This window comes from Aminobacter sp. MSH1, assembly GCF_003071665.1.
Lineage (GTDB): Bacteria > Pseudomonadota > Alphaproteobacteria > Rhizobiales > Rhizobiaceae > Aminobacter > Aminobacter niigataensis.
In genome coordinates, this window is sequence record NZ_CP026265.1 from 5,011,900 (window position 1) to 5,038,345 (window position 26,446).

The window sequence follows — 26,446 nt, forward strand, 5'->3', positions numbered from 1 at the left end:
TCGGTGTGATCGTGGTGATTTTCGCGCTTGCCGCCCTCGCCTTGCTCTAGTGCGACATTCACCCTGCTGACGATGTTTGGTTGCGGAGGCAGGATTTGAACCTGCGGCCTCCGGGGTTGGCGAGCTTGCTCATGTTCGGCCTATTTGCCACCATGAGGCAGCCTGATTACGTGCCAGTGCAATCAAACACGACGGAGGGCACCATGTGGCTTGAACTAACGGACACCAGCGGCAACCGCATAGCCGTCAACTTCGACAACATTATTCGTATGCACCGGTCCGAGAATACGACCTCGCTCTGGACGAATGTCGCTCAAGGCGACAATTGGCTGGTCTTTAATGTCGAGGAGACCGTCGAGAACATCTTGGCGGCCCTTCGCTCTCGTGGGGCCTAAGCGGCTTTGTTCCGTCCTGGGAGTGGGTCAAGTATGTCTGGGCGGTGCTGCGGTTTCGCGCCAGGTGCCATCCAGTGCGTGACTGTCGCCATCTTGCCCAAAGACCTACCCTGATTTGGCAGAAGTGGCGACACTCTTGACCAATTAGGTGCCTGTAACGATTGGGCTTTTCTAAGGATCGCGGCCGCGATGGCTTGCGTTTGCTGGTCTATCCGCCGCTCTGCCGTCCTACGAACGCGGCCTGTTTTCTTGCAGAACTCGCGAAACGAGCCGGCCAGCTGCGGCGCGGCGAGGCACATCGCCCACTTGCCGAGGATCACACGACGCTCATCGTCCTCAACGAAGTCGAGCATCCAACCATAGCTGACCTCTTCGGCGCGGGATATGGCGGCCGCCGAGGGGCGGTACTGCACGCGGTCGCCGTTGATGCCATAGCCCACATCGTGGCCGCCGATGGTCTCCCCTGGCGCCTGCGGCCAGAACGAGCGGATTGCCGAGGGCTTCAATCGCCCCACGTCCATATGCGCCATCGTGTCGGCCGCTTCGATAAGTCGGGCCTTCACGACGATGCTGGCGTCGGCGATGGTTGCTGCCTCGTAGGAGAGATCAGACGGCAAGGCGATGCTCCGGTTCGTCAAGAATGGCCTCCAGGCGTTTGTAGATCAGCGTTCGAAGGGTGGCCCGGACTGGCCATGGACGGAGCTTCACGGCCTCGCCACGCAACGGGCCGAGCGGGATGGTGTCGAAGGCGGTGAGCAAGTCCCCTGCCCGTTCCATGGCCCAATCCTGGCGCTGGACGAGGATGTCGGAGATTGCTCCGATGGTTTCGCTCCAGAGCTCATCCCGGTTGTTCCCTGTCTGCTTGATGCAGCGAAGGACGAAGATCAGATGTCCATCGCCGTACTGGTTGCGGATTTCGTGCATGGTGCCGCGAGCGTGGCTCTGAGCGGCCGCGCGCCGGCGATAGACCGGAACCAACTTGATCCCGAGTCCATCCAACAGAGTGTCGAGTTTGCCCTTGGGCCTGCTCACATGGCACCTCGAGCGGAATAGTCGAGCTGTTCGCGTATCAGGTCCATCGACGTTGGCTGCGCGGGTGCCAGCGCTGCCTGGCGCCCCATCAGGCTCAACTCGTCGGCGCGTTCGTTACCGCTGATGCCCCAGTGCCCTTTGCACCACTCCAAGGTAATCCCTAGGGCGACCAACACAGCATCCAGTTCCTTCCAAAGCCCGAGGTTGGCGATTTCTGGGTTCTTTCCCTTCCTGCGCCACCCGCGTGCCTTCCAGCCATGCCGCCAATCATTGCAGCCATTGACGACATACATGCTGTCGCAAAACAGGCGCGGCAGTGGATCGGTAAAGACGTTGTTGGCGGCCCACCGCAGCGCCACCAGCGCGCCGGTGAGCTCCATAGTGTTGTTCGTGGCTTCGAGGTCGCCACCGTGCTCAGCGTGGATCTCAACACCGTCACGGTAGACTACGAAGCCCCAGCCACCAGCGCCGGGGTTTGGCTCGCAGGCGCCGTCGCAATAGATCACCGTGCCGGGAGGAACGGAGCGGCCAAAGTGTGCAGAGTTCTGCAAACTTTTCGGATCGTACCCTATCCCATTGCCACGCTTAGTCTTTTTGCCAGAATGCCCCGATTTTGTCGCAACACCGGATCGTGCCTGCTGGGTATCAGCGAAAAGGCGCATCTGGGGGGGGCCCCCAGATAGACGCGAAGCCCCAGGTGCAACCTTCGTCACTGGGCCAGTGTAACCGGCCAGAAGCCGATCGGCCTGCTTGCGCAATTCGTCCTTCGAGAGGGTGTCGACCCTACCTTCGACGCCTTGGCGCGCCATCCGCTTGCGGTCGTCGTTCTTTGTCCAGTTGAGCCCACTCATGCTGCCTTCCTCCGCTTCCTGCAACGCTGGAACCACGTCGACGCCAGCCCCTTCCACACTGGACATCCATGCGTTGCCGCGAAGCGCTTGGCTTCGGCTTCGGCACCGCCGTTCATTGCCAGGATCGTGGCAGTGAGATCCTCAGCCTCCACCACGCCGCCGAACTCGGGATCGGTCATTAGGAACTCGACCGCCTTCAGGTGAGTGGCTGTAATCGGCGCCAGATCGGCTTTGGCGAGCACTTCGAGGTACTGCCTCGCCCGCATCGCGCCACGTCGTCCGACGACCGCCTGTATGGCGGCGATCGCGATGCAGTCACCGGGCTTGAAACCAGCCGAGGGATATTTCGGGATACGGACGCCGGCACGCTCGCACACCTGCCGGATGGTCTCGGCGTCGTCGTCATCTGCCGCGAGCTTGGCGAAGAACAACTCGAGGCCGCTGACATTCTTCCGTGAGGCATTGATCTCGACGAAGATTGAGGCCTCAGACTGTATGTCCTCCGTCTTCACAATGACAGCCGGCACAAACGACACCATCGGATGCAGCTTGGCCGCTTCCAGCCGGTGCTGCCCATCTGTTGCATGATAGCTGCCGTCAGCCTGAGGCACGACGACGAGCGCACCGAATGACCGCCAGGTGAAGGCGTGAAGGATGCTGTCGACGCGGGCTTGATCGAGCGGGCGCTGATAGAGCGGATCCGCCGAGATCAGGTTGACGTCGAGCCAGTCGAGCACCGGCACGTCGCCAGGGTCAGGAAATGATGTTGTGCTCATTCCGCGTCTCCCATGACCATGCGTGCGGCTTGCATAGCGCGAGCGTTGTAAGCGGCGTCCATCTCGGAGAGGATGTCGTCGTAATCGATCTCCCCGGCCGCGATCTTCCGGCCCAGATCGGGCCGCAGGATCTCAGTCGCTTGGGCCCGCAGTGCCAACGACGGATGGATGTCCAGAAACTTCGCCACCCGTTTCAACTCGTCGAGCCTACCCGTCCGATGCGCCTTGACCCGGCAAGCGGGCGAACACGTCAGTTGATCGCGCCGGCTTGCTTCGTAGACCGTTTCGCACATGGGGCAGTACGAGATGATGTAACGGTTCGGCTCATCCGTTACAGAGGGTCCGCCGATTGGCGGATGCTCAACCCGGCTCATGACGACCTCGCTTTGATCAGGTGGCTTTCGCGTATCGCGGCTATGGCATCGGCCGACGACAGCCCGAATTGCTTCCGCAGGTACGGGATGATGGGGTGTGGTGGAGACTTCTCGGTCGCCAGCCATTGAGCAGCTGCTGCCACAGGGTTGGCGTAGATCGCGCGTGAGACCGTCATGCTGCGCCTCCTGGCGTTTGCCGCTGATATGCGAGGCGATGAAGTTCGCCCTGCACGGCATCAAACAACGATCTGAGCTCGTCGCTGATCTGGTCTTCGGAGAGCCCGACCCTCTCCAGATGCTTTCGGTTCGCGGCGACTACCTGCTTCCAGTAGAGTTCGGCGTCCTCACCGTGCTTACCGGCCAGCTTGGCAGCTGTGTGACGGACCTTGCCAACGCGTCTGGTCAAAGGGAACAGCAGGACTTTAGGACGAGGCTGCCATGCGAAGAGAGGCAGTGTGTCATGCACCATGGCGGCTACCCCCTATGGTATATCTATATGTGTCCGGTGGAGCGGACTGTGGAACGTGAGAATTGGGCCTCACAGTCCGGTGGAGCGAACTGTCATGGGTATTTTCAGGCAGTTTCGGGGTGGAGGTGTCCGGTGGAGCGGACTGTGTGTCCGGTGGAGCGGACTGTTGTTTTTTCTCCGGCGACCATTTCATGAAATCCTTGGTCGGCAGTTCGCCGGTCACATCGCACTTGTACTCAGTCAACCGCCACTCGGTCACAGCCCGATTTTTGACGTTGAATGCGCTGGGTTTTGCCTTGACGATGAAGCCCTTCTCCTGAAGCCCATCAAGGGCTTGGGAGGCTGTCGTCTTCCCCATGTTCAATTCGTCGCCAAGTTCACGGCACCCTAAGCCGATGCGCCCATTGTTAAGGCCGTCGTACCTCCATTTGACCTCGATGTAGGCCACCTTCTCGACAGGCGTCAGCGCCTTCCATGCGGCGCTGCGCTTCACGTACCCATCGATCATGATGAACTTAGATTTGCCCTTGCGCTTCCATTTGGAACTCATGGCCGCTCTCCCGATGTTCGGAGTGGCAGCTGCCGCGATGCCGCCGCCTGCTCACCATGAAAAATGGCAGAAGCTCTGTCGGGGTAGAGGGCCAGCTTGGTCTTAATGTCTTTGCCGTAGCCTGAGGGAGTGACGAGCCATAGCGCCCAACCCCGGCCGGACTTGCGCACCGAATAGTAGCTGGTCCGCGAGCTCGGGAGTTTGGTGATGGTAGCTACCATGCCACCCTCCACACGATCCCGACCCAGACGCCGGCAATGCCGACACCAACGATGGATGCGAGGAGGAAGAGATCGGCAGCGGACATCGCCGAAGAGTGTCCAGAGTGCTGGATACTTTCGGAGGCGCGCAAACCTTGCCGGACGCGAGCCAAGGCTTCGCTGGCACGGTCGTCGTGCCACTCGGCCCACCGACCGACCTGCAGAGCCATCCATGCGTGGAATACTGCCCGTAGGGCACGGAGCAACCTCATTGGGCACCTCCGAACTGACGAGCCAACGCCACTGCTCGACCTTGGATGCGGGCATGAAAGAACGGTTCGTCCATCGGCCCGTACCAGTCGCTTCCGTCGAGGCGCTCGGCCCACCACAAACCCCCGACTTGCCGAGCACGGCAGAGAAACAGACGACGGCTCTTATCGGTCAGCGTCACGACCATTGCCCCGTCGACCGGATGGCAGTTCTGGGTGTTGTAGGCGATGACGTCTCCCCTTCTCGCCACGAGGCAGGCGTGATCGTCATCGATCTGGAAATGAGAGAGGCGGGCTTTGTCATAGGTACTGGCAGCGGCCGGCAGCGAAACTGCCGCCATGGCTGACACGCCGGCGATTGACCGTCCCAGGAATGAGCGCCGAGAGATCATGCGGCTGCTCCTTCCATCGGATGCCGCCGCTCAAGGAAGCTGAGAGCAGCCTTCAGCATCGCGGGAATAACTTCGCTGTCGCCGACCAGGTAGAACTCAAGCGCGAGCCGAACAGCTTCGGTCGCTTCGCCCTTGTCCGCGGCTGGCGTGTTCCACTCGCAGAGACGGTTCAGCGACGGCTGGTAGGCGTAAGGCGCGTCGTCATCGTCGAGGCTGGCCGCGAGGTATGCATCCCACGCCGCCCGGTATTCGAAGATGGCTTTGAGCAGGGAGGAGGTCATGCCGCACCTGCCTTCCGGGCGAACCACTCGCGCCGGCATTCGAGGAAGGGCATTACCAGTTCACCGGGGAAGCCGTTCTCAGCGAGGAAGGTGCGGATCGGGTCCAATTGATCGAGCACCCTGCCAATCATGACCTCGGCGTCGGACATGCTGTAGTCGACCAAGCCGAGGGTATCCGCAATGACCGCCGACCGGATGGTGCGGAGGCACGCGATAGCATCGTCCATTTCGTCGATGGGTGACTGTGCGGGAAACGGCACAGTTGCCGCGCAGGCCGCGGCTGTGGTATTAGCTGCCTTGTTCATATCCATTCCCCCAGGGATTTGTGTGAACCATGGCTCGGAGACGGTTGCCGCCTCTCCGGGCCTTTCTTTTTGCGCTCGCCAGGACAAGAACGCCTCGACGTTTCGTTCCACTCTGAGCCTGTTCTCGTATGACAGGCCGGGGAACTCATCCGCGACGAAAGTGGCGATCTCAGCGCCATCGATAACAACGACAACGCCGCTCATGCTGCGCTCCGCTTCTTCGGTTCGACGGTGATCGTGAAGGCGGCAACATGCTCGATCTTGGTGACCTTCTTCGCCAGCATGCGGACGATGCCGTCCGTGCGCTTGATCATCTCCACCAGTTCGGAGGGGAAGTCCGTATGGGCCGGAAGCCGGTGCTCCATGTGTTGCCGAACGATCTCGTTGCACCGCACCGCAAAGGCCGGGTCGAGATATCGGGCATAGCTCATGATCTGCCAATGGGCGAAGGTCTGCGCATTCCGCCCGCGAGCAACCGTGAAAATCTCATCCTCCGATTTTCGGAGGACTACATCCGCTATGTGGGACGCAAACTCCTTGGTCGAAGGCAACTCGCGCCACTTCGCCGGCTGTTTCGACGGATCGCTTCCCGCCGCCTTCCAAAGTCCGGTCAGGCTGACCATTTCGCCTTTGAGCGAAACGCGCTGGCCGTCCAGTTCGATCAGGTTGTTGGTCATCAGGCCGCATCCCCCATGAAGAACGCGATCAGCTTGGCGCGGCTGACGACATACCGCTCGCCGATCTGCCTCACCATCGGCAGCTTGCCGGTGGCGACCATGTGGTACGTCTGCTGATAGTTCCGGCCGATCAGCTTGCCGATATCCTCGATGCCCCAGATGAGGTCGAGTTCTTCCGTCTTCGTTTCCATCCAAATTGTCTCCTTATCCAATGGATATCATTAACCCTATCCAATGGATATCATTGACAGTCAATAGGCCATTATCCAATGGATATCATTTTATGGGGAATACCAGAGTGGCCGAAAACCGCAGTAAGCCGGACCAATACCTTTTGCGCCTGCCGGCCGGCTTGAAGGATCGCATCAAGGCATATGCAGAGTACCAAGGGCGGTCGATGAATGAGGAGATCATCCGCATACTTGAACGAGAGTTCCCTGAGCCGTGGCAGGCAGGTGATCGGTTCGACGAGATATTCAGCATGCTTAGCGTGCTGCAACGCGGGAAAAGTGGACGAGAGGATGTAGCGAAGCTTGTCGCGGAGCTTAAGGAGACCATCGTCGGCATCTACAGCGGTCGCGTGCAAGGTCTCGATGACGACACTCGCCGGAGAATAAGCAAGCAGTATGAGGAGTGGCAGGAGCGGGAGTTCGAGTACGAACAGGATATCGCCTCTGAGGAATACGATGCTGTTGAAGACGAGTCCCTCAGGCGAACCGGCCGATCAGAAAAATTCGTATACCCTAATGGAACCGTCGGCCCTCAACACGAATGGCAACCGGTGGAACGTGGTGAAGGAACACCTTCGGTAGACGATCCGTTTGAAGATCCGTTTGAGGACGACAAGAAGTGAGCATCCGCAAGCGCACCTGGACCACTGGTAAGGGCGAAGAGAAATCCAGCTGGGTAGTCGATTATGTCGACACCAAGGGCACGCGCCGGCTGAAGACCTTCGCGAAGAAGAAGGACGCGGACACGTTCGCGGCCACGGCCAAGGTCGAGGTGCGCGAGGGCACCCACGTAGCAGACAGCGCCAGCGCCACGGTCAAACAGGCCGGTGAGTTCTGGATAGCCAGCGCCGAGGGCGCGGGGTTGGAGCGCACGACCACTAATCAGTACCGGCAGCACCTTGACCTTCATATCGCGCCACTGATTGGCGACACGCTACTGTCGAAGCTCTCGGTGCCCGCCGTGCGGGACTTTGAGGACAAGCTACGTGAAACGGGGCGCTCGCCGGCAATGGTGCGCAAGGTGCTGGTCAGCCTCGGCTCGCTCTTGGCCGACGCGCAGGAGCGGGGGCTGGTAGTCCGCAACGCGGTCAGGGAGAAGAGCCGCGCCAGGCAGAAAGGCAAAGACAGACGCCAAGAAAGGCGCCAGAAGGGCCGCCTAAAGGTCGGGACGGACATTCCGACGAGAGACGAGGTCAAGGCCATCGTGGGCGCGCTGGAGGGCCGCTGGCGGCCGTTGCTGCTGACAGCAATCTTTGCCGGTCTCAGAGCATCGGAGCTACGGGGGCTGCGCTGGCTCGATGTCGATCTGGAAAAACGCGAGATTCACGTCCGACAGCGGGCGGACAGGTTCAACGATATCGGCAGACCGAAGTCGGAAGCCGGAGAGCGAACGGTCCCTATCCCGCCGATGGTGGTCAACGCCCTGAAGGAATGGAAGCTCGCCTACGGCAGGCCGATCACTGGCCGCGACGACGATGGCAATTCGACCAGGGAAGATGTCAAGCCATCGCACCTCATCTTTGCCAACGGCTCGGGCAATGTCGAAAGCTTGGGGAACATCATCAACCGCGGCCTGATCCCCGTTCAGATCGGCGCCGGCGTCACCGTGGAAACCGACAGAATCGATGAGAACGGCAAGCCTATCCTCGCCGCAAAGTACACAGGCATGCATGCGCTGCGGCATTTCTATGCGTCGTGGTGTATCAACCGACCACAGGACGGAGGCCTCGGCCTTCCCGCAAAGGTCGTCCAGGAGCGGCTTGGTCACTCTTCGATCGTCATGACGATGGATGTCTACGGACACCTATTCCCGAGGAGCGACGACGCAGACGAAATGGCAGCCGCCGAGCGAGCGCTGCTTTCATGAGCGCGACATAGACGCAACATAAAGCCCTGAATGCCTTGCTACACAATGGTTCTTCTCGGATTGAAAATCCGCGTGTCCGTGGTTCGAATCCGCGTCTGGGCACCACTTCCTCCCCCAAACAGATCGCTTGCGAGAAATCGGCACGCTGCGTCACTGCGCAAGTGGCGCGAAGAGACTGCCCTCCCCGTCTCCTTCGACCCGCTGTCCGGTCGGTTGCGACCAAAATGTCCGACGAGTTCTGCCAACAACAATTGATGCAGGACTACACTGACATTCATGCAACTTCATGCAAATCAGGACCGAGCAGGAATCCAGGTCGAAATACCTACTGGTCCGCGCGGCAATAACTCTTCGCATTTACACGCAATTCATCATTGTTCTGCATTTTCTTGCCCGGGGGAACTTCTGAGATCGAGTTGGCGGGGGAAAGTCGACATGTCGGCGAGCGCGCAGGCGAGCACGGAACACGAGAAACTCGCAGACGGCTTGATGCACAAGACCAGGGCGTCTTATGTGGCAGCGCTGATCCTGATCGCGTCGCTGGCAACCGCCAGCTTCTTCATGTTGAACTCGGTGATCTCGGCGAACACGCAGAAGACCGCATTGATCGAGCTCGGGGCCCGCCAGCAGATGCTGTCGCAGCGGATATTGCTGAGCGCGACGGAGGCCCATACGGCCGATGCGCAATGGCTGCGCACCCAGGCGCGCCAGAACCTCAAGGCGGCGCTCGAAAGTTTCCTCGCCAACGAGCGCATCCTGCGGAACGGATCGCCCGACGCCCGGTCACCGCTTCACCAGCTCGAGCTTTCAGAGGATGCGACAAAGCTGTTTACCGAGGTTCCCGGCCAGATCGACGCATCGACGCGGATCCTCGAGCACACGGTCAATTCCTATCTCAAGCTGCTGCCCGACTCGGTGTCCGCAGAGATGCCTGCCGATGCCATCGCACATTTCGCCGCGCTCAGGCTTTACGTCGCCGAGAAAGCCCGGCGCGAATATGAAACGCTGACCCGGCTGTTCACGTCGGAAGCTGCCGAAAAGGGCGCAGCGGTCGAGAAGCTGCACCTTACGGTCTTTGTCCTCACTTTGCTGCTGCTCGTCGCCGAGGCGGTGCTGATCTTCCGGCCGCTGGTGCGCCGCGTCGTGTCCTGCACCAGCGAACTGCTCAGGGCGCGCGACCAGATGAACTTCGCCGCCAATCATGATGCGCTGACAGGCCTCTACAACCGGGCCTTCCTCAACGACTACATGGATACGGCATTGGCCACCGCCCGCCGCAAGGGCGAGGCGATCGCCGTCATCCATCTCGACCTCGACCACTTCAAGACCGTCAACGACACGCTCGGCCATGCCGCGGGCGATGCCGTGCTGATCGAGACCGCACGGCGCCTTGTCGCCAGCGTTCGCGAATCCGACGTCTGCGTGCGCCTTGGCGGCGACGAATTCACCGTGATCCTGACCGACGTGGGCACCGAGGCGGCCGCCGTCGAAGTCGCGGCGCGGATCACCGCGAGCATCAAGCAGCCGCTGGAGTTCGCCGGAGCTTCGCTGAAGCCGAGCGCAAGCGCAGGCGTGGCACTGTTCCACGACGCCACCGCCACGATGGATGAGCTATTCGTCAACGCCGACCTGGCGCTCTACCGCGCCAAGGCCGATGGGCGCGGCGGTTATCAGCTCTTTGCCACGACGCTGCGCGACAAGTTCGAAGAAAAGGCCAACCTCGAACGCGAACTGCGCGAAGCCATCGCTACCGAGGCCTTCGCGGTCCATTTCCAGCCACAGGTCTCCCTGCAGACCGGGAAGGTGATCGGCGTCGAGGCGCTGGTGCGCTGGGAGGTCATGGGCAGGAACGTTTCGCCCGGCGAGTTCCTTCCGGCAGCTGAAAAGGCCGGGCTGATGCCAGCGATCGGCCGTTCCATCTTTGCGAAGGCCATACGCACGGCCGCGGGGTGGCACCGCATGGGACTGGATTTCGGCCGGCTCTCGCTCAATGTGTCTGCCCAGGAGCTACACGAGGCCGACTTCGCCAATCATTTGCTCGGCCTTCTCAAGGCCGAAGGCCTGCCCAACCGCCTGGTGGCGCTGGAAATCGTCGAATCGGTCATGCTCGACGACGAAAACAGCGGCATCGGGCTGACGCTGAAGCGTCTGCGCAAGGCCGGCATCCGCATGGAACTGGACGATTTCGGCACCGGCTACGCATCGCTGTCGCATATCAGCGCCAACGAGGTCGACCGGCTGAAGATCGACCGCCGCTTCATCCGCGACATCCACAAGAACCCGGCCAACTCCAAGATCGTCAAGGCGATCATCGAACTGGCGCGCGGCCTCGGCATTTCGATCATCGCCGAGGGTGCCGAAACCGAAAGGGAGCTGTCCTTCCTGCGGGAGCTGGGCTGCCCCGCAGTCCAGGGCTATGGCATAGCCTTTCCGATGCCCGACGCTCAGGCCGAGGCGTGGCTGGCCATGCGCAACGCCTCTCCCCAGCCTGTCGTCGCCCGAACTGCCTAGGGGCAGTCGGGGCTAGATGCGTGCGTCGCCCAATGTCACCTGCGCAACGCCGACATAGGGATTGGCATGCAAGGCCAGGATCCACAGGCTGACGCTTGCCGTGACGGCGAAGATCAGGATCGCCTTCCTGCCGGCATGCGGCCTGTCGGCGTGGACTGCCCCGATGACCACCGCCGAAAGCATGGTCAGGAACAGCACCAGGTACCATTTGAGCTGATTGACCGAACCTGCGCCGATGGCCAGGCGCGAATTGCGGGCGTCCTGCAATTCGTCGAAGTCCTGCACCATCTGGCCAATGATCGGATCAGGAAGGCCTGACTTCGACAGCGCGATCAATGCCAGGCGGATGTCCTGCAAGGCCTGTTCGACGGCGGGCTCAGGCGAATGGTTCGCATTCGGCCATTCCAGCGAAATGACGGCATCCTTGTAGGCCAGTAGGCCATTCAACAATTCGGCAGAGGCAAGCGCCTCCGGCTTCGCCATGCCGGCAAGCCGCATCATCGACGAACGCTCGGCGCTGGCGACCTCACTTGCGCGCGCATTGACCGACCATACATCCGCGGCCGTGAAACCGAGCGACAGCGCCCAGGCCGTGGTGATGGTGCCGACGAAAGCGGCGACCGGCATCGATAGAGGGTCGCCTTGTGCCTGCCTGGCGAAGATCGCGAGGAACGCCGCACCCAGGAAAAATGAAACGATGCCGATGACGATAAAGGGAAGCGTCAATACGATGGGCGACCAGGAGAATATTTCCACGATGCTGCCTTGCGCCAAGGGTGTTCTCTATTGACCGTGAATAAGCCAATTCCCGGAATCCTCAAACAAAAAGCCCCGCAGGTCGCGGGGCTTTTGCATTGATGACGGCGAAGTCGCGGTTGATTTACGACCGTGGCTTTTCCTTCTTGGGATCGTAGTGGGCGAAAGGCACGATCCTGGCCGGCAGACGCTTCTGGTGGCCGTCGAGCTTGCCGATCTCGACCTCGGTGCCGACATTGGCGTGGGTGGCGTCGACGCGGGCGAGCGCGATGTTCTTGTTCAGCACCGGCGAGCGCATCGACGAGGTGACGATGCCGATCTGGGCGCGGCCGATATGGACGCAGTCGCCATGGCCGACGACGACGTTACTGTCGATGTCGAGGCCGACCAGCTTGTGGATCGGGTTGTCCTTGCGCCTGATCAGCGCCTCGCGGCCGATGAAGTCGTCGGTCTTGGTCTTCAGCGGCACGGTGAAGCCGATGCCAGCCTCGAACGGGTCGGTCTGGTCGGAGAACTCGTAATTGGCAAAGATCAGCCCGGCCTCGATGCGCACCATGTCGAGGGCGGCAAAGCCCATCGGCTTGAGCCCATGCGGCTGGCCCGCTTCCCACACCGCGTCGAAGACCTTTTCGGCGTCGCGCGGATGGCACCAGACCTCGTAGCCGAGCTCGCCGGTATAGCCGGTGCGCGAGACCACGATCGGCACCCCTTGCGCATCGCCGATGCGGCCGATGGTGAAGCGGAACCATTCGAGCTCGCTGAGCGCCGGCTGGTGCGGCGGCGTCCAGACGATCTCCTTGAGGATGTCGCGGCTGTTGGGGCCCTGCACGGCGATGTTGTGCATCTGGTCGGTCGAGGAGCGGATGAGCACCTTGAGACCGAGCTTTTCCGCCACTTCGCGCAGCCACACGCCGGAATAGTCGTCACCGCAGATCCAGCGGAAATTGTCCTTGCCGAGGCGCAGCAAGGTGCCGTCGTCGATCATGCCGCCGTGCTCGTAGCACATCGCGGTATAGACGACCTGGCCGACGCCGAGCTTCTTGACGTCGCGGGTCAGCGTGTACTGCATCAGGGCTTCTGCATCCGGGCCCGTCACCTCGAACTTGCGCAGGGCGGAAAGATCCATCACCACCGCCTTCTGGCGGCAGGCCCAGTATTCCTCGATCGGGCCTTCCTTGGCGAATTCCTGCGGCAGCCAGAAGCCCTTGTATTCGATGAAGTTGCGCGTGTGCTTGGCAAAGCTTGAATGGAAGGCGGTCTCACGGGTCATTTTGGGTTCGGCCTCCGGGGTCGTGCGTCTGGCGATCGCGCGCGAGAATTTGTGCTGGCCGGAATAGGTCCGGACGTGGATGTCGGTGAGGTTCCAGCCATTGGCCGGGGTGGTGTCGTCGGGGCAGGCCGAGGAGACGCAGACGATGTCGGTCAGGGCTCTCAGCAGCACATAGTCGCCCGGCCGCGACCAGGGTTCGTCGGAGAACATCACGCCATGGGCGTCGATGCCGGTGTTGAAGAAGAAGTTGACCGCCATCCAGCCGGCACGGGCGTTGACGCCATGCGGGGTCAGTGCGCCGTTGAAGTTCTCCGAGCAGTTGATGTGGCCGGGATAGCCGATGTCGTCGTAATATTTGGCGTAGCAGGCGAGCGCGAACGCGTCGTGCCGGCCGCAGGTGTCCTGGATGACCTCGACCAAAGGCTCGAAATCCTGGTCGAAATATTTGGCATGCAGGCCCGGCATCGGATAGGCGTGGCCCATCAGCGAGCGGGTGGCGGTGACGTCGAGGGCAAGGTCGCGGCCCTTGTCGAGCTTGCGCGCCGAGAAGCACTGGAAGTCGGTGCACTGGCGACCGTCGACGTCGATGATCTGGATGTAGTCGCCGGCCTTGACGAAGAAGGACTCGGCCGTCTTCGACTTGACCCTGAGGTCGAGCAGCGGATCGGCGAGCGGATCGGGCAGGTCGGACTTGCCGGCGGGCCTGATCGTCGCGTGCTTGATCATCACCGCAAGCGGCGTCGAGGTGTCATGGCTGTCGATCGCCATCGCAGCACCGGGGGCAGCGACCACCAGCGTGCCCGGACGGGTGACGGTGAAGCTCTCTTCGGTGCCTGCAGCGGTCGCACCATCGAAGAAGCGCACGGCCTCGACACGGCCGAGTTCGAGCTTGCGCCGCGCCAGCCCGGCGCGGAACGCCTGCAGGCTGTCGTCGCCGTCGACCAGAAGCGCCTTGAGCCCGGCAGCATCGCTGTTCGAGCGTGTGCCCAGGATGCCCGGATCGGCCTTGCCGGCGGCATCGAAGGCCACCAGCTCGCAAGGCTGGCCGCCCTCGAGGTTGCGCACCGTCACGCGGTCGCCGGCCTCGATCTCGATCAGTGCGGCGCCCAAGCCCGGCACATGGTAACGCTCCATGCCCGGCAACAGCAGCCCGGGCTGCAGGATGAGACTCGGCCGCGGCGGGCCGGAGGTCACGGCGGGGTAGTCTGCGATAGTCATCACCACCTCGTCAAAATTTGCCTGTGTGTAAAAATATTTCAGTCTAGAGAATACTCGATTTTACCGCCCTAGCAAGGCTTCGTTTCGCCGCATAGCTGAAAAATGAGGCGAGGCGACCGACCGCAGGCGGCCTGTCGGGCGAGGTCCGGACCATTGACGTCCCCTAACCCGTCAAGCGATTGTCCCCGCCCCGTCAACCGTGCTACTGGGTCGGATTCGACAAACATTTCAAACTTAGACTGTGCTGCGGTAGGCTTCGCCTCGCGCCGTGGCCATGAGGCAGAACTGATATGCAGGGTCGCGAAATGAAGGCTGAAGCCGACCAACTCACATCTCAGATCATCGCAACCTACTCGGTGGGGGCGACTGTGCAGACGGTTCTGGATCGCTTGTTGGCGAAAATAACGTCGGAGGAGTATCCGCTGAACACGCGCCTTCCGTCTGAGCGGGCGTTGGCTTCGGAGTTGGGGGTAGCCCGCAATACCGTGCGCGAGGCACTGGATGTGCTGGAAGCGCGCAAAGTCATCAATCGACGTCCCGGCAGCGGCAGTTTCGTCACCTATCGCTCGGACGATGTGCCGGAGCGCGGCGAGAGCTCGGTCGCCATGGAGACCAGCCCCCTGGACCACCTTGTGGTGCGCGGTATCCTTGAGCCCGAAATGGTTCGCCTTGCCGTCATCAACATGACTCCGCGCGAAGTGTGGGACCTGGAACAACTCATGTCGAAGATCGAAAGCGTGCATACCGACGTTGCCGCTTTCGTGAAATGCGAAGAGGAAATCTATCGCAAGATTGCCGAAGGAACGCACAATCGCCTGCTCGCATCCTGCTACAATCTGACGATCGAGGCCTGCCGGGTGAGCTTTCGTACGACGCTCCTTCGCCGGCATCTGTCCCCGAAACGGATCCTCGAGTACCAACAGCGCTACAACGCGCTGTTCAATGCGATTGCCTCTCGCGACGTGGAGCGAGCCGTCGAATTCATCAAGCTGCACCTGGTCGAGGAGCAGAAGTTATTTCTGCAGGACTGACTCCGGAGTCCGTGCCTGCAAGGCGGTTCCATTCCCGCTCGATTGCAGGCGCTGGTCCCAAAGCTGTCCCAGATCCGACATTTCCTGCTTGAGAAGGCCGCCATGGCGTTTCAGCCAGCGCGGGATCGAGCCGAAAGCAGCAATTTTCGCCTTGCCGTTCTTTAGCGTCACCACCGGCCAGTCTCCGACCAGCGCGTTGTCGATCCCGAACATGCTCTCGCCCCACCAATGAGCCGGACCGAACGCGTGGGTGACATGTCCAAGCTGCTTCATGGCCGCCAAGACGGGTAGAGGATTGACGCTGTTGCACTTTTCGACCGCCGCATGCCAGATATCCAGGATGGCGACATACTCCCAGCTCACCGCGGTCCAGGTGCCGGGAAAGCGGTGGTTGTACTCGTCGAAGAAGCCCTTTGGCTGATTGAAGAAAAACGTCTTGTCCGTCAGCTTTTCGTCGTCGAAATCGGGGAACTGGAAGACGAAACCTTCCATGAATTCGACAGATGTCCGGGCCACGAGCTGATCGTAATAGTCCAGCGTGCAGGAGATGATCTGCCCCTTGAAGCCCTGCGCATGCGCATATTCGGTCATGGCATGGACCATGGGCGTATAGCTGGTGCACCAGCACAGGATATCAGGGTTCGAATCCAGCATCGGCTGCACGATTCCGGCAGCATCTGTGGTGCCAGGATCGTACTGGATTTCCTTGGCAATCCCCACATTGGCCGCTTTGAAGGCTGCGCGATACGTCGCTAGCGAGGGCAGGCCAAGCGCATCCGACTGGCTGCATATCGCGACAGTCCGAAGCTCTGGCTTTGCCTTGGCCAGCCAGTCCACTCCTGTCACATTGTAGATCGGATGCAGTTCGCTGGGTGCGATCAGATAAGGCGTATCCGGCGACAGGTCGCTGGGCAGCAGCGTTGAGGTCAGGACTTTGCGCTGGGTCAGGTAATCCCGTATCGGCGCAATCGTATCTCCGCCCAGCATCATCAGCAGCTTGATGTCATGCTGCTCTATCAGATGGCGCGCGCCCGCCTCGGCCCGCCCGGCATCGTAGTCGCAGTCGTACTCGACGATCTTGATCGGATAGCGCCGCCCGTTGATCAGCAACCCGCCGGTCTTGTTGAGCCAGTCCTCCCAGATCCGGCAGCCATGCAATCCGGGCAAGCCCCATGACTCGACCTGCCCGCTGAGCGGAGCCAGGAACCCGACATTCACCGCATTCGGCATGCCGACGGAAAGCCGCGGCAGGACGCTGGAAACCGCAAGATGATGGGCAAAGCTGGAATTCTGCATGGCTGTAAGTATCATCAAAACCTGGGAGCTTCATCCTCATGGAGCGAAATTTTTGTTCCTCACAGGAAACTCATCGTTGACAAATTGGTATAACGGCCGTCAATATACTCTGGACCAGAGGAACCAATAAGCCAAATTTGGTCTATACCAAAATAGGAGGAAACCATGACAGCTAAGCGTGTCGCCGTGATCGGAGCCGGACCGTCGGGTCTGGCCCAGCTGAGAGCATTCCAGTCGGCCGCGGAAAAGGGCGCAGAAATCCCGGAAATCGTCTGCTTCGAAAAGCAGGCCAACTGGGGTGGCCTTTGGAACTACACCTGGCGCACCGGCCTCGATCAGTATGGCGAGCCCGTTCATGGTTCCATGTACCGCTATCTCTGGTCGAACGGCCCCAAGGAGGGCCTCGAGTTCGCCGACTATTCCTTCGAAGAGCATTTCGGCAAGCAGATCGCCTCCTATCCGCCGCGCGCTGTTCTCTTCGACTACATCGAAGGCCGCGTGAACAAGGCCGGCGTCCGCAAATGGATCCGTTTCGAGACCGCCGTGCGCATGGTGACCTGGAACGAAGAGACCAAGAAATTCACCGTCACCGTGCAGGACCTGCCGAAGGATCACTGCTACTCCGAGGAATTCGACAACGTCATCGTCGCCTCGGGCCATTTCTCGACCCCGAACGTTCCCGAATTCCCCGGCTTCGACCGCTTCAACGGCCGCATCCTTCACGCCCACGACTTCCGCGACGCCCGCGAGTTCGCCGGCAAGGACGTCCTGCTCATCGGCACCAGCTACTCGGCCGAGGACATCGGCTCGCAATGCTGGAAGTATGGCGCCAAGTCGGTCACCAACTCCTACCGCACCGCGCCGATGGGCTTCAAATGGCCCGACAACTGGGAAGAGAGGCCGCTGCTGGAGAAGGTCGAAATCAACACCGCCACCTTCAAGGACGGGTCGACCAAGCGCATCGACGCCATCATCCTGTGCACTGGCTACAAGCACCACTTCCCGTTCCTGCCTGACGACCTGCGCCTCAGGACCGCCAACCGCCTGGCGACCGCCGACCTCTACAAGGGCGTCGCCTACGTCCACAATCCGGCGATGTTCTATATCGGCATGCAGGACCAGTGGTTCACCTTCAACATGTTCGACGCGCAGGCCTGGTGGGCACGCGACGTGATCCTCGGCCGCGTCAAGCTGCCTGCCACCAAGCAGGAGATGGTCGCCGACGTGCAGGACCGCGTTGCTCGCGAGGATGCCGGCAAGGACACCCATGACGCGATCGAATACCAGGGCGACTACGTCAAGGAACTGATCGCGGAAACCGACTATCCGAGCTTCAACGTGGACGGCGCCAACGCGGCCTTCTTCGAGTGGAAGGAACACAAGAAGAAGGGAATCATGGAGTTCCGCAACCATTCCTACCGCTCGGTCATCACCGGCACGATGGCGCCGCCGCATCATACGCCGTGGAAGGACGCGCTCGACGACTCGCTGGAATCGTACCTGCAGACCGCCTCGTCCGTCGCAGCAGAGTAATTTACGGTCCCACGACCGCGCCCTGCTTGAGTGACATGCAATGCCGCCCCGACCGGGGCGGCATTTTTGCTTTCACGGGGCATCGCAGCGGCCAAGGCTGCGTGAGGACCGGGCGACGAGCCTCGGCCTTGTGGCTTTCCTCAAGGTGAAATTCGGTTAGCGCAGATCTCGGGGTTTTATCTCTCTCACTGGTTCGCTGCGCGAACCACTTCTGCCCTCGCGAGGGAGAGGAACCGTCAATCTCGGCTGGGGCTGCGGTCTCCCAGGATCCACGAAATGGCGGAGAGATGGCCCTGAGTTCGCCGGAGGAGCGAAGCGAGGCAGTAAGGACCGAAAGGGCCTGCGAGCAGCGCCGACTTCAGAGGGCGGTTGCTGCCGCCGAAAGGCACGATCAAACAAAAACGGGCCGGCCTCGAAAGGCACGACCCGTTCCGAAAACCGAAAAATCGTCCGGCTAGGCGTTCACGCTCGGACCGCGGTTTTTTTCGCTGGCGTAGAGCGCCACGGCCATCGCTCGGTTGCGGACGTCGAGTTTGTCGTAAAGATTCTTGAGATGGTATTTGACCGTATTCTCCGAGATCCCGGTGCGCGCCGCGATCTGCAGATTGGTCCAGCCATCCGCCAATACCGAAAGCAGCTCGCGCTCGCGCGTGGTCAAACGTGACAGCGGCGTGTCGTTGATCTTGGACACGTCGACATAAGGGATACAGATGCGGCCGTGCGCCACCGCCACCAGCGTATCGAATAGGATCGCCGGGTCGTCGAACTGATAGCAGAAGCCTTGGACGCCAAGGCGGACGCACTGCTTGAGGATCGATATGTCATGGTCATTGGAAAAGACCACGACACGGGCGTGCAGCGAACGCCGCTGCATTTCGGCCAGCACCTCGCCACTGTCCATATCGGACAACTTCCAGCCGAGCACCGCCAAATCGAACGATTGATCTGGCTCGGAAGCCGCCTGGAGAAAGGCCTTGCCGGTCGGCACGCTGTCGACGAGCTCGAAGCGGCCGTCGCGCGCGATCATGTCGCCAAGTGCCGCCACCACCAGCGGGTTTCGCTCGGCGATCAATATCTTGAACTTGCTGTCTCTTGCCACTGGCACCACCTCAATCCCGATGCCCTGGCGCTGACCCTTCCATTCGGCGTTCATGTTCCTCCCGCCTATGTTCGTGCGCCCACCTCTTGCCGACGTCTCCTGTGTCAGGTCGATCTATTTTCGGCCTTAGCTTCAATTCATAACATGAATGATTTTTTCATTCCAGTATATTAGGCAAAATAGGAGCGGAGCCGTCCTGGTAGCCGGCGAACGGCCGAAAAACCACCGCACTACCCCTTCGGGTGGGGTTTGCCTGGCCGGAAAGATACGCGCGTACTGGCCAACCTTATGACATGGGGAGCGTGGATCGAAGTTTCCACCAGCGCTGCGACAAAATGGCTTGACGGCGCATCGAATTCAGACAAACTTCACTTTGAGGAAAAAAAGAAGCCTTAGCGGAAACTGCCGCCGTACCACGAAACCGGGAAATGCCGGCGTGGGCGACGGGCATTCTCAATCCATGGGGAACTGAACAAATGAGCGCTGTAACGGACATCAGTCCGGCGGAATCCGCCGGTCAACTTCACAGGACAATCGACTGGCGAGGCGCCTTCTGGGTGGCCAGCGGCGTGCCGCCGCTCGTTCTGTTCTCGATCGGCGGCATCGCCGGCACCACAGGCAACATCGCCTTCCTGATCTGGACCCTGTCCATCCTCATGGGCTTCATCCAGTCGTTCACCTACGCCGAGATCGCCGGCCTGTTCCCGAACAAGTCGGGCGGTGCCTCGGTCTATGGCGCCACCGCATGGCTGCGCTATTCGAAGTTCGTCGCGCCGCTGTCGGTGTGGTGCAACTGGTTCGCCTGGACGCCGGTGCTGTCGCTCGGCTGCACCATCGCTGCCGCCTATATCCTCAACGCGCTGGCGCCGATCCCGGGCTTCACCGAAACCTCGCCCGAGGTGCTGCAGTACCTGGCAGCCAATGTCGGCACGAGCGCCGCTGACGCGGTCGCTGCGGTCACCGCCGCCGGCACGCCCGGTATCCGCACCTGGACGCTCTACAGCCACACGCTGGGCCCGGTCGGCTTCTCGCTCAACGCCACCTTCTGGATCGGCGCGATCCTGATGCTGATGACCTTCGCCATCCAGCACCGCGGCATCCTCGGCACGGCAAGCGTGCAGAAGATCGTCGGCATGCTGGTCATCATCCCGCTGCTGATCGTCGGCGTCGTGCCGATCATCACCGGGCAGATCAACTGGGACAACTATTCGCCGCTGGTGCCGCTGGCCGCAGCCTATGCGCCCGAGCCCGGTTCGTGGAACACTGCCGGCTGGACGCTGGCGCTCGGCGGCATGTTCATCGCCGCCTGGTCGACCTACGGCTTCGAGACCGCGGTCTGCTATACCCGCGAATTCAAGAACCCGGCCACCGACACCTTCAAGGCCATCTTCTACTCCGGCCTGCTGTGCATGCTGCTCTACATCCTGGTGCCCTTCACCTTCCAGGGCGTGCTCGGCATCAACGGCATGCTGGCAACCCCGATCGTCGACGGTTCGGGCGTCGCCGACGCCATGGCCACGATGGTCGGCGGCGGCGCGCTGGTGAAGACCCTGCTCGTCATGCTGATGATCCTGGCGCTGCTGCTCGCGATCATGACCGCCATGGCCGGTTCGTCGCGCACCCTCTACCAGGGTTCGGTCGACGGCTGGCTGCCCAAGTATCTCAGCCACGTCAACGAGCATGGCGCACCGACTCGTGCCATGTGGACGGACCTGATCTTCAACCTCTTCCTGCTGGCGATCGCCGCCACGGACGCGACGAGCTTCTTCTTCATCCTCGCCGTCGCCAACTGCGGCTACATCATGTTCAACTTCCTGAACCTGAACGCCGGCTGGATCCACCGCATCGACAACGGCCACATCCACCGTCCGTGGAAGGCCCCGACCTGGCTGCTGGCACTGGGCACGATCTTCGCCTTCGTCAACGCCGCGTTCATGGGCGCTGGCGCCAAGGTGTGGAACCCGATGGCTCTTTGGGCTGGCCTGTTCACCGTGGCCCTGATCATACCGGTGTTCTGCTACCGCCACTACATCCAGGACGGAGGCAAGTTCCCGGCGCACATGCTCGACGATCTCGGCATGCACGAGGCCGACCTGCGCAAGAGGAAGGCCGGTATCCTGCCCTACGTGACGCTGATCGCCGGTCTCGCCGTGGTTCTGATATCCAACTGGTTCTTTGTGCTCTGACACGCTGAACCCAACAACAACGCAGACACGGTCCCGCGCTGGGAGGCGCGGGGCCTTTTTGAACAAGACGGGGAACGACAATGAGCACAACGACAGCAAGTCACAGCGACGCCGGTGACGGCCAGCTTCAACGAACAATCGACTGGCGCGGCGCCTTCTGGGTGGCCAGCGGCGTGCCGGCCCTCGTCCTGTTCTCGATCGGCGGCATCGCCGGCACCACCGGCAACATCGCCTTCCTGATCTGGACGGCCTCGATCATCCTCGGCCTGATCCAGTCCTTCACCTATGCCGAGATTGCCGGGCTGTTCCCGTCCAAGTCGGGTGGCGCCTCGGTCTATGGCGCGACTGCATGGCTGCGCTATTCCAAATTCATCGCGCCGCTGTCGGTGTGGTGCAACTGGCTCGCCTGGACGCCGGTGCTGTCGCTGGGCTGTTCAATTGCGGCGGCCTATATCCTCAACGCGCTGGCGCCGATCCCCGGCTTCACCGAAACCTCGCCCGAGGTGCTGCAGTACATGGCAGCCAATGTCGGCACGAGCGCAGCTGATGCAGTGACCGCCCTGACTGCGGCAGCGACCCCTGCGATCCGCACCTGGACGCTCTATCACGGCACGCTCGGCCCGGTCAGCTTCTCACTCAACTCGGTGTTCTTCATCGGCGTCATCCTGATGCTGATAACCTTCGCCATCCAGCATCGCGGCATCCTCGGCACCGCCAATGTGCAGAAATACATCGGCCTGATCGTCATCGTGCCGATGCTGATCGTCGGCATCGTCCCGATCATCACCGGCCAGATCAACTGGGACAACTATTCGCCGCTGGTGCCGCTCGCCGCCGCCTACTCGCCTGAGCCCGGCGCGTGGAACGTCGCCGGCTGGACCCTGGCCTTCGGCGGCATGTTCATCGCCGCCTGGTCGGCTTATGCCTTCGAGACGGCCATCTGCTACACCTCGGAGTTCAAGAACCCCGGCCGTGACACGGTGCGGGCGATCTTCTACTCCGGCCTGCTCTGCCTGGCGCTCTACACACTGGTGCCGTTCACCTTCCAGGGCGTGCTCGGCCTCAACGGCATGCTGGCCACGCCGATCGTCGACGGCTCGGGCGTTGCCGAAGCCATGGCCCGGATGGTCGGCGGCGCCGGCTTCATCACCTCGATCATGGTGATGCTGATGATCCTGGCACTGATGCTGTCGATCATGACGGCAATGGCCGGTTCGTCGCGCACGCTATACCAGGGCTCGGTCGACGGCTGGCTGCCCAAGTTCCTCAGCCACGTCAACAGCCATGGCGCACCGACGCGCGCCATGTGGACCGACCTGATCTTCAACGTGTTCCTGCTCGCCGTCGCGGCGGCCGACGCCACCAGCTTCTTCTTCGTGCTGTCGGTGTCGAACTGCGGCTACATCATCTTCAACTTCCTCAACCTGAACGCGGGCTGGATCCACCGCATCGACAACGGCCACATCCATCGGCCGTGGAAAGCACCGACGATCCTGATCGCAGTCGGCGCCATGCTGTCCTACGTCAATGCCATGTTCATGGGCGCAGGCGCCAAGGTCTGGAACCCCTGGGCGCTGTATGCCGGCTTCATTGCGGCGGCGCTGATCATCCCGGTGTTCTGCTATCGCCACTACATCCAGGACGGCGGCAAGTTCCCGCCACACATGCTCGACGACCTCGGCATCACCCAGGAAGACCTGAAGAACCGCAAGGCGGGCATCCTGCCCTACCTGACGCTGATTGCAGGCGTGGCGGTCGTGCTGCTCGCCAACTGGTTCTTCGTCATCTGACGGAGACATCTCGTCGCTATGGTCGAGGCCGGCGCAAGCCGGCCTTTTCCTTTTGGGGCTGCCGCACGGCGCGGCCCGTAGCCATCGCAGGAAAATGCGCTGGGCTAATATTTCTTTCCATGAAAGATTCTTGCATTACGGTTGACTTTCACGCCTCTCGCCTTTATAGATTCAGACGGGAAAATTCAGCGCAAAAGCTGTCCGGATCTGATATCCGGGGCTGCGAATCGACGGCGCCCGCCGTGGGTATCGACGCGTTCGCCTGGGAGGAATGGCATAGCATGACGACGGTAATCGACGGCAAGGCAGTGGCGGCCGATGTGGTGGCGAAGGTCAGGGTAGCGGCCGAGCAACTCATCGCAAAAACCGGCGTCGTGCCCGGTATCGCGGTGGTCATCGTCGGCCACGATCCGGCAAGCCAGGTCTATGTCGCCTCCAAGGGCAAGAAGGCCAAGGAGTGCGGCTTCCACTCGATCGAACATGCGCTTTCGTCCGACACCTCCGAATCGGATCTCGTGGCGCTGGTGGAAAAACTCAACGCCGATCCGGCAATCCACGGCATCCTCGTGCAGCTGCCGCTGCCGAACCACATCGATTCCGGCAAGATCATCCAGACGATTGCCGCCGACAAGGATGTCGACGGTTTCCATTTCACCAATGTCGGCAAGCTCGGCACCGGCGAACTCGATACCGCCTTCGTGCCCTGCACGCCGGCAGGCTCGATGTTGCTGATCGAGCGTGCGCTTGGCCGCGACCTGTCGGGCCTCAACGCCGTCGTGGTCGGGCGCTCCAACATCGTCGGCAAGCCGATGGCCAATCTTCTGCTTAACGCCAACGCCACTGTCACCGTTGCCCACAGCCGGACCAAGGACCTGCCGGCGCTATGCCGCAGCGCCGACATCCTGGTTGCGGCCGTCGGTCGCCCCGAGATGATCAAGGGCGACTGGGTCAAACCGGGCGCAACGGTCATCGACGTCGGCATCAACCGCCTCGACGGCGGCGCCAACGGCAAGTCGAAGCTGGTCGGCGATGTCGACTATGCCAGTGCGGCCGAACAGGCCGGCGCCATCACGCCGGTACCGGGCGGCGTCGGCCCGATGACGATCGCACTTTTGATGGCCAACACCGTAGTATCGGCCTTCCGCGCGGCAGGTCAGGCAGCACCTCGTTTTTAATCCGGGAGCCTTACCGGCTCCGTCGAAATCGAACCAACCTCAAGGGAAGAGAGTCATGGCCGAATTTAAGACCGATATCGAGATCGCGCGTGGCGCCAAGAAGAAACAGATCCAGGAGATCGGCGCCAAGATCGGCATTCCGACCGAGCATCTGCTGCCTTACGGCCACGACAAGGCCAAGATCTCGGCCGAGTTCATCGCCAATGCGCGCAAGAACAAGGACGGCAAGCTGATCCTGGTCACCGCGATCAACCCGACGCCGGCCGGCGAAGGCAAGACCACCACCACCGTGGGCTTGGGCGACGGCCTCAACCGCATCGGCAAGAAGGCCGTGGTCTGCATCCGCGAAGCCTCGCTCGGACCCAACTTCGGCGTCAAGGGCGGTGCAGCGGGTGGCGGTTATGCCCAGGTCGTGCCGATGGAGGACATGAACCTCCACTTCACCGGCGACTTCCACGCCATCACCACCGCCCACAACCTTTTGTCGGCGCTGATCGACAACCACATCTACTGGGGCAACGAGCTCAACATCGACACCCGCCGCGTCGTCTGGCGCCGCGTCATGGACATGAACGACCGCGCCCTGCGCGAGATCAACTGCTCGCTCGGCGGCGTCGCCAACGGCTTCCCGCGTGAAGCCGGCTTCGACATCACGGTTGCCTCGGAAGTCATGGCGATCCTGTGCCTGGCGACCGACCTCAAGGATCTCGAAAAGCGCCTCGGCGACATCATCGTCGCCTACCGCCGCGACAAGAGCGCCGTCTATGCCCGCGACCTCAAGGCCGACGGCGCCATGGCCGTGCTGCTCAAGGACGCGGTCCAGCCGAACCTGGTGCAGACGCTGGAAAACAACCCCGCCTTCGTCCATGGCGGCCCGTTCGCCAACATCGCGCACGGCTGCAACTCGGTGGTCGCCACCACGACCGCGCTGAAGCTCGCCGACTATGTCGTCACCGAAGCCGGCTTCGGCGCCGATCTCGGTGCCGAGAAGTTCTTCGACATCAAGTGCCGCAAGGCTGGCCTCAAGCCGGCGGCTGCGGTCATCGTCGCCACCGTGCGCGCCATGAAGATGAACGGCGGCGTCAAGAAGGAAGACCTCGGCAAGGAAAACGTCGAGGCGGTGAAGAAGGGCTGCGCCAACCTTGGCCGCCACATCGAAAACGTCAAGCAGTTCGGCGTGCCGGCGGTGGTGGCGATCAACCACTTCTACTCCGACACCGACGCCGAGATCGCGGCGATGAAGGAGTATGTCGCGGCGATGGGCGAAGAAGCCATCGTCTGCAAGCACTGGGCCCATGGTTCGGCCGGCATCGAGGAGCTCGCCCACAAGGTGGTCTCGCTTGCCGAGAGCGGCGCCTCGCAGTTCGCCCCGCTCTATCCCGACGACATGAAGCTGTTCGACAAGATCGACACCATCGTCAAGCGTATCTACCGCGGCTCGGAGGCGATCGCCGACAAGTCGGTGCGTGACCAGCTCCATGCCTGGGAAGCCGCCGGCTACGGCCACCTGCCGGTGTGCATGGCCAAGACGCAGTACTCGTTCTCGACCGACCCGAACCTGCGCGGCGCGCCCACCGGCCATGTCGTGTCGGTGCGCGAGGTCAGGCTGTCGGCCGGTGCCGGCTTCATCGTCGCCATCTGCGGTGAGATCATGACCATGCCCGGCCTGCCCAAGGCGCCGTCGTCGGAAAAGATCTTCCTCAACGAGGCAGGTCAGATCGAAGGCCTGTTCTGAGATAAATCTCTCTCCCAAGGCGCTCCTTTCCACCCCTCCTGTCCCCCAGGCCCGGAGCGCCCTTCAAGGCCTGGCACATTGTGCCGGGCCTTTTTTTTCAATCGCGGATGGGAGCCGGCAAGAAACGCCCAAGCCAGGGCGGGCCATGCCGGACCACCATCTGGCGCATGATGAAAGG

27 protein-coding genes and 1 tRNA gene are annotated in these 26,446 nt (G+C 61.6%); 11 read left to right on the forward strand and 17 right to left on the reverse strand.

The features are described 5' to 3' along the window. Positions 1-131 precede the first annotated feature (131 nt). Positions 132-395 carry a hypothetical protein gene (locus CO731_RS28885; protein WP_159097880.1) on the forward strand — a complete coding sequence of 88 codons (264 nt, stop codon included), beginning with the start codon at positions 132-134 and terminating at the stop codon, positions 393-395. On the opposite strand, the gene CO731_RS24840 is transcribed toward CO731_RS28885, so the two are convergent. From CO731_RS24840 to CO731_RS24905, 13 genes are all read right to left on the reverse strand, one after another. Next, complete coding sequence (locus CO731_RS24840; RefSeq protein WP_159091719.1) at positions 392-1,033, reverse strand: hypothetical protein; 642 nt, start codon at positions 1,031-1,033, stop codon at positions 392-394. The genes CO731_RS28885 and CO731_RS24840 overlap by 4 nt on opposite strands. Continuing rightward, on the reverse strand, positions 1,002-1,427 hold the full coding sequence (locus CO731_RS24845; RefSeq protein ID WP_108609291.1) for a hypothetical protein: 426 nt from the start codon (positions 1,425-1,427) through the stop codon (positions 1,002-1,004). The genes CO731_RS24840 and CO731_RS24845 overlap by 32 nt, the downstream gene beginning before the upstream one ends. After that, the gene (locus CO731_RS24850; RefSeq protein WP_245439525.1) at positions 1,424-2,278 is read right to left on the reverse strand and encodes a ribonuclease H; all 855 of its coding nucleotides are present in this window, start codon (positions 2,276-2,278) and stop codon (positions 1,424-1,426) included. The genes CO731_RS24845 and CO731_RS24850 overlap by 4 nt, the downstream gene beginning before the upstream one ends. Continuing rightward, positions 2,275-3,054, reverse strand: a complete 780-nt coding sequence (locus CO731_RS24855; RefSeq protein WP_108609292.1) for a DUF6551 family protein — start codon at positions 3,052-3,054, stop codon at positions 2,275-2,277. The genes CO731_RS24850 and CO731_RS24855 overlap by 4 nt, the downstream gene beginning before the upstream one ends. Further along, a complete protein-coding gene (locus tag CO731_RS24860) occupies positions 3,051-3,428 on the reverse strand; it encodes a hypothetical protein (RefSeq protein WP_108609293.1) in 378 nt (125 codons plus the stop codon). The genes CO731_RS24855 and CO731_RS24860 overlap by 4 nt, the downstream gene beginning before the upstream one ends. Then, positions 3,425-3,604: a hypothetical protein gene (locus CO731_RS24865; protein WP_108609294.1), complete on the reverse strand. Its 180-nt coding sequence runs from the start codon at positions 3,602-3,604 to the stop codon at positions 3,425-3,427. The genes CO731_RS24860 and CO731_RS24865 overlap by 4 nt, the downstream gene beginning before the upstream one ends. Beyond that, the gene (locus CO731_RS24870; protein ID WP_108609295.1) at positions 3,601-3,897 is read right to left on the reverse strand and encodes a DUF6074 family protein; all 297 of its coding nucleotides are present in this window, start codon (positions 3,895-3,897) and stop codon (positions 3,601-3,603) included. The genes CO731_RS24865 and CO731_RS24870 overlap by 4 nt, the downstream gene beginning before the upstream one ends. Continuing rightward, the gene (locus CO731_RS24875) at positions 3,887-4,447 is read right to left on the reverse strand and encodes a hypothetical protein (protein WP_199914516.1); all 561 of its coding nucleotides are present in this window, start codon (positions 4,445-4,447) and stop codon (positions 3,887-3,889) included. The genes CO731_RS24870 and CO731_RS24875 overlap by 11 nt, the downstream gene beginning before the upstream one ends. Positions 4,448-4,915: 468 nt before the next feature. After that, positions 4,916-5,308 (reverse strand): hypothetical protein, encoded by a 393-nt coding sequence (locus CO731_RS24885; RefSeq protein WP_108609297.1) that lies wholly within the window; start codon positions 5,306-5,308, stop codon positions 4,916-4,918. Beyond that, positions 5,305-5,589, reverse strand: a complete 285-nt coding sequence (locus CO731_RS24890) for a hypothetical protein (RefSeq protein WP_108609298.1) — start codon at positions 5,587-5,589, stop codon at positions 5,305-5,307. The genes CO731_RS24885 and CO731_RS24890 overlap by 4 nt, the downstream gene beginning before the upstream one ends. Next, the gene (locus tag CO731_RS24895) at positions 5,586-6,098 is read right to left on the reverse strand and encodes a hypothetical protein (protein WP_108609299.1); all 513 of its coding nucleotides are present in this window, start codon (positions 6,096-6,098) and stop codon (positions 5,586-5,588) included. Before CO731_RS24895 ends, CO731_RS24890 begins: the two co-directional genes overlap by 4 nt. Then, on the reverse strand, positions 6,095-6,571 hold the full coding sequence (locus CO731_RS24900) for a KilA-N domain-containing protein (RefSeq protein WP_108609300.1): 477 nt from the start codon (positions 6,569-6,571) through the stop codon (positions 6,095-6,097). The genes CO731_RS24895 and CO731_RS24900 overlap by 4 nt, the downstream gene beginning before the upstream one ends. Then, positions 6,571-6,762, reverse strand: coding sequence for a hypothetical protein (locus tag CO731_RS24905; RefSeq protein ID WP_108609301.1), 192 nt, complete (start codon positions 6,760-6,762; stop codon positions 6,571-6,573). Before CO731_RS24905 ends, CO731_RS24900 begins: the two co-directional genes overlap by 1 nt. Positions 6,763-6,869: 107 nt before the next feature. On the opposite strand from CO731_RS24905, the gene CO731_RS24910 reads away from it, so the two are divergent. The 4 genes from CO731_RS24910 (at position 6,870) to CO731_RS24925 (ending at position 11,179) form a co-directional block, all read left to right on the forward strand. Beyond that, positions 6,870-7,424: an Arc family DNA-binding protein gene (locus CO731_RS24910; RefSeq protein ID WP_159091720.1), complete on the forward strand. Its 555-nt coding sequence runs from the start codon at positions 6,870-6,872 to the stop codon at positions 7,422-7,424. Beyond that, positions 7,421-8,668, forward strand: coding sequence for a site-specific integrase (locus CO731_RS24915; RefSeq protein ID WP_108609303.1), 1,248 nt, complete (start codon positions 7,421-7,423; stop codon positions 8,666-8,668). Before CO731_RS24910 ends, CO731_RS24915 begins: the two co-directional genes overlap by 4 nt. A gap of 23 nt (positions 8,669-8,691) precedes the next feature. After that, positions 8,692-8,773: transfer RNA gene (locus CO731_RS24920), tRNA-Ser, on the forward strand. A 330-nt stretch (positions 8,774-9,103) separates the two neighbouring features. Next, positions 9,104-11,179 carry an EAL domain-containing protein gene (locus tag CO731_RS24925; RefSeq protein WP_159091721.1) on the forward strand — a complete coding sequence of 692 codons (2,076 nt, stop codon included), beginning with the start codon at positions 9,104-9,106 and terminating at the stop codon, positions 11,177-11,179. Between the two features lie 12 nt (positions 11,180-11,191). Here the strand turns inward: CO731_RS24925 and CO731_RS24930 are convergent, their stop codons facing one another. Together CO731_RS24930 and CO731_RS24935 are read right to left on the reverse strand one after the other, a co-directional pair. Then, a complete protein-coding gene (locus tag CO731_RS24930; protein WP_245439527.1) occupies positions 11,192-11,953 on the reverse strand; it encodes a hypothetical protein in 762 nt (253 codons plus the stop codon). A 106-nt stretch (positions 11,954-12,059) separates the two neighbouring features. Continuing rightward, a complete protein-coding gene (locus CO731_RS24935) occupies positions 12,060-14,423 on the reverse strand; it encodes an aminomethyltransferase family protein (protein ID WP_108679481.1) in 2,364 nt (787 codons plus the stop codon). 305 nt (positions 14,424-14,728) lie between these two features. Between CO731_RS24935 and CO731_RS24940 the strand changes: the two genes are divergently transcribed. Beyond that, the gene (locus CO731_RS24940) at positions 14,729-15,454 is read left to right on the forward strand and encodes an FCD domain-containing protein (protein ID WP_108610042.1); all 726 of its coding nucleotides are present in this window, start codon (positions 14,729-14,731) and stop codon (positions 15,452-15,454) included. Here CO731_RS24940 and CO731_RS24945 read toward each other — a convergent pair. Beyond that, positions 15,437-16,750: an ABC transporter substrate-binding protein gene (locus tag CO731_RS24945; protein ID WP_108610043.1), complete on the reverse strand. Its 1,314-nt coding sequence runs from the start codon at positions 16,748-16,750 to the stop codon at positions 15,437-15,439. The genes CO731_RS24940 and CO731_RS24945 overlap by 18 nt on opposite strands. Positions 16,751-16,915: 165 nt before the next feature. Here CO731_RS24945 and CO731_RS24950 point away from each other — a divergent pair, with 165 nt between their 5' ends. Further along, positions 16,916-18,283: an NAD(P)/FAD-dependent oxidoreductase gene (locus tag CO731_RS24950; protein ID WP_108609306.1), complete on the forward strand. Its 1,368-nt coding sequence runs from the start codon at positions 16,916-16,918 to the stop codon at positions 18,281-18,283. A 454-nt stretch (positions 18,284-18,737) separates the two neighbouring features. Here the strand turns inward: CO731_RS24950 and CO731_RS24955 are convergent, their stop codons facing one another. After that, positions 18,738-19,436 carry a response regulator transcription factor gene (locus tag CO731_RS24955; protein WP_108609307.1) on the reverse strand — a complete coding sequence of 233 codons (699 nt, stop codon included), beginning with the start codon at positions 19,434-19,436 and terminating at the stop codon, positions 18,738-18,740. Between the two features lie 422 nt (positions 19,437-19,858). On the opposite strand from CO731_RS24955, the gene CO731_RS24960 reads away from it, so the two are divergent. The 4 genes from CO731_RS24960 to CO731_RS24975 all read left to right on the forward strand — a co-directional run bounded on the left by CO731_RS24960 (position 19,859) and on the right by CO731_RS24975 (position 26,268). Beyond that, complete coding sequence (locus CO731_RS24960) at positions 19,859-21,568, forward strand: APC family permease (protein ID WP_108609308.1); 1,710 nt, start codon at positions 19,859-19,861, stop codon at positions 21,566-21,568. A gap of 80 nt (positions 21,569-21,648) precedes the next feature. Beyond that, a complete protein-coding gene (locus tag CO731_RS24965; protein ID WP_108609309.1) occupies positions 21,649-23,358 on the forward strand; it encodes an APC family permease in 1,710 nt (569 codons plus the stop codon). Between the two features lie 281 nt (positions 23,359-23,639). After that, a complete protein-coding gene (gene folD / locus CO731_RS24970) occupies positions 23,640-24,533 on the forward strand; it encodes a bifunctional methylenetetrahydrofolate dehydrogenase/methenyltetrahydrofolate cyclohydrolase FolD (protein ID WP_108610044.1) in 894 nt (297 codons plus the stop codon). Positions 24,534-24,588: 55 nt separating this feature from the next. Then, positions 24,589-26,268 carry a formate--tetrahydrofolate ligase gene (locus tag CO731_RS24975; protein ID WP_108609310.1) on the forward strand — a complete coding sequence of 560 codons (1,680 nt, stop codon included), beginning with the start codon at positions 24,589-24,591 and terminating at the stop codon, positions 26,266-26,268. Positions 26,269-26,446 lie beyond the last annotated feature (178 nt).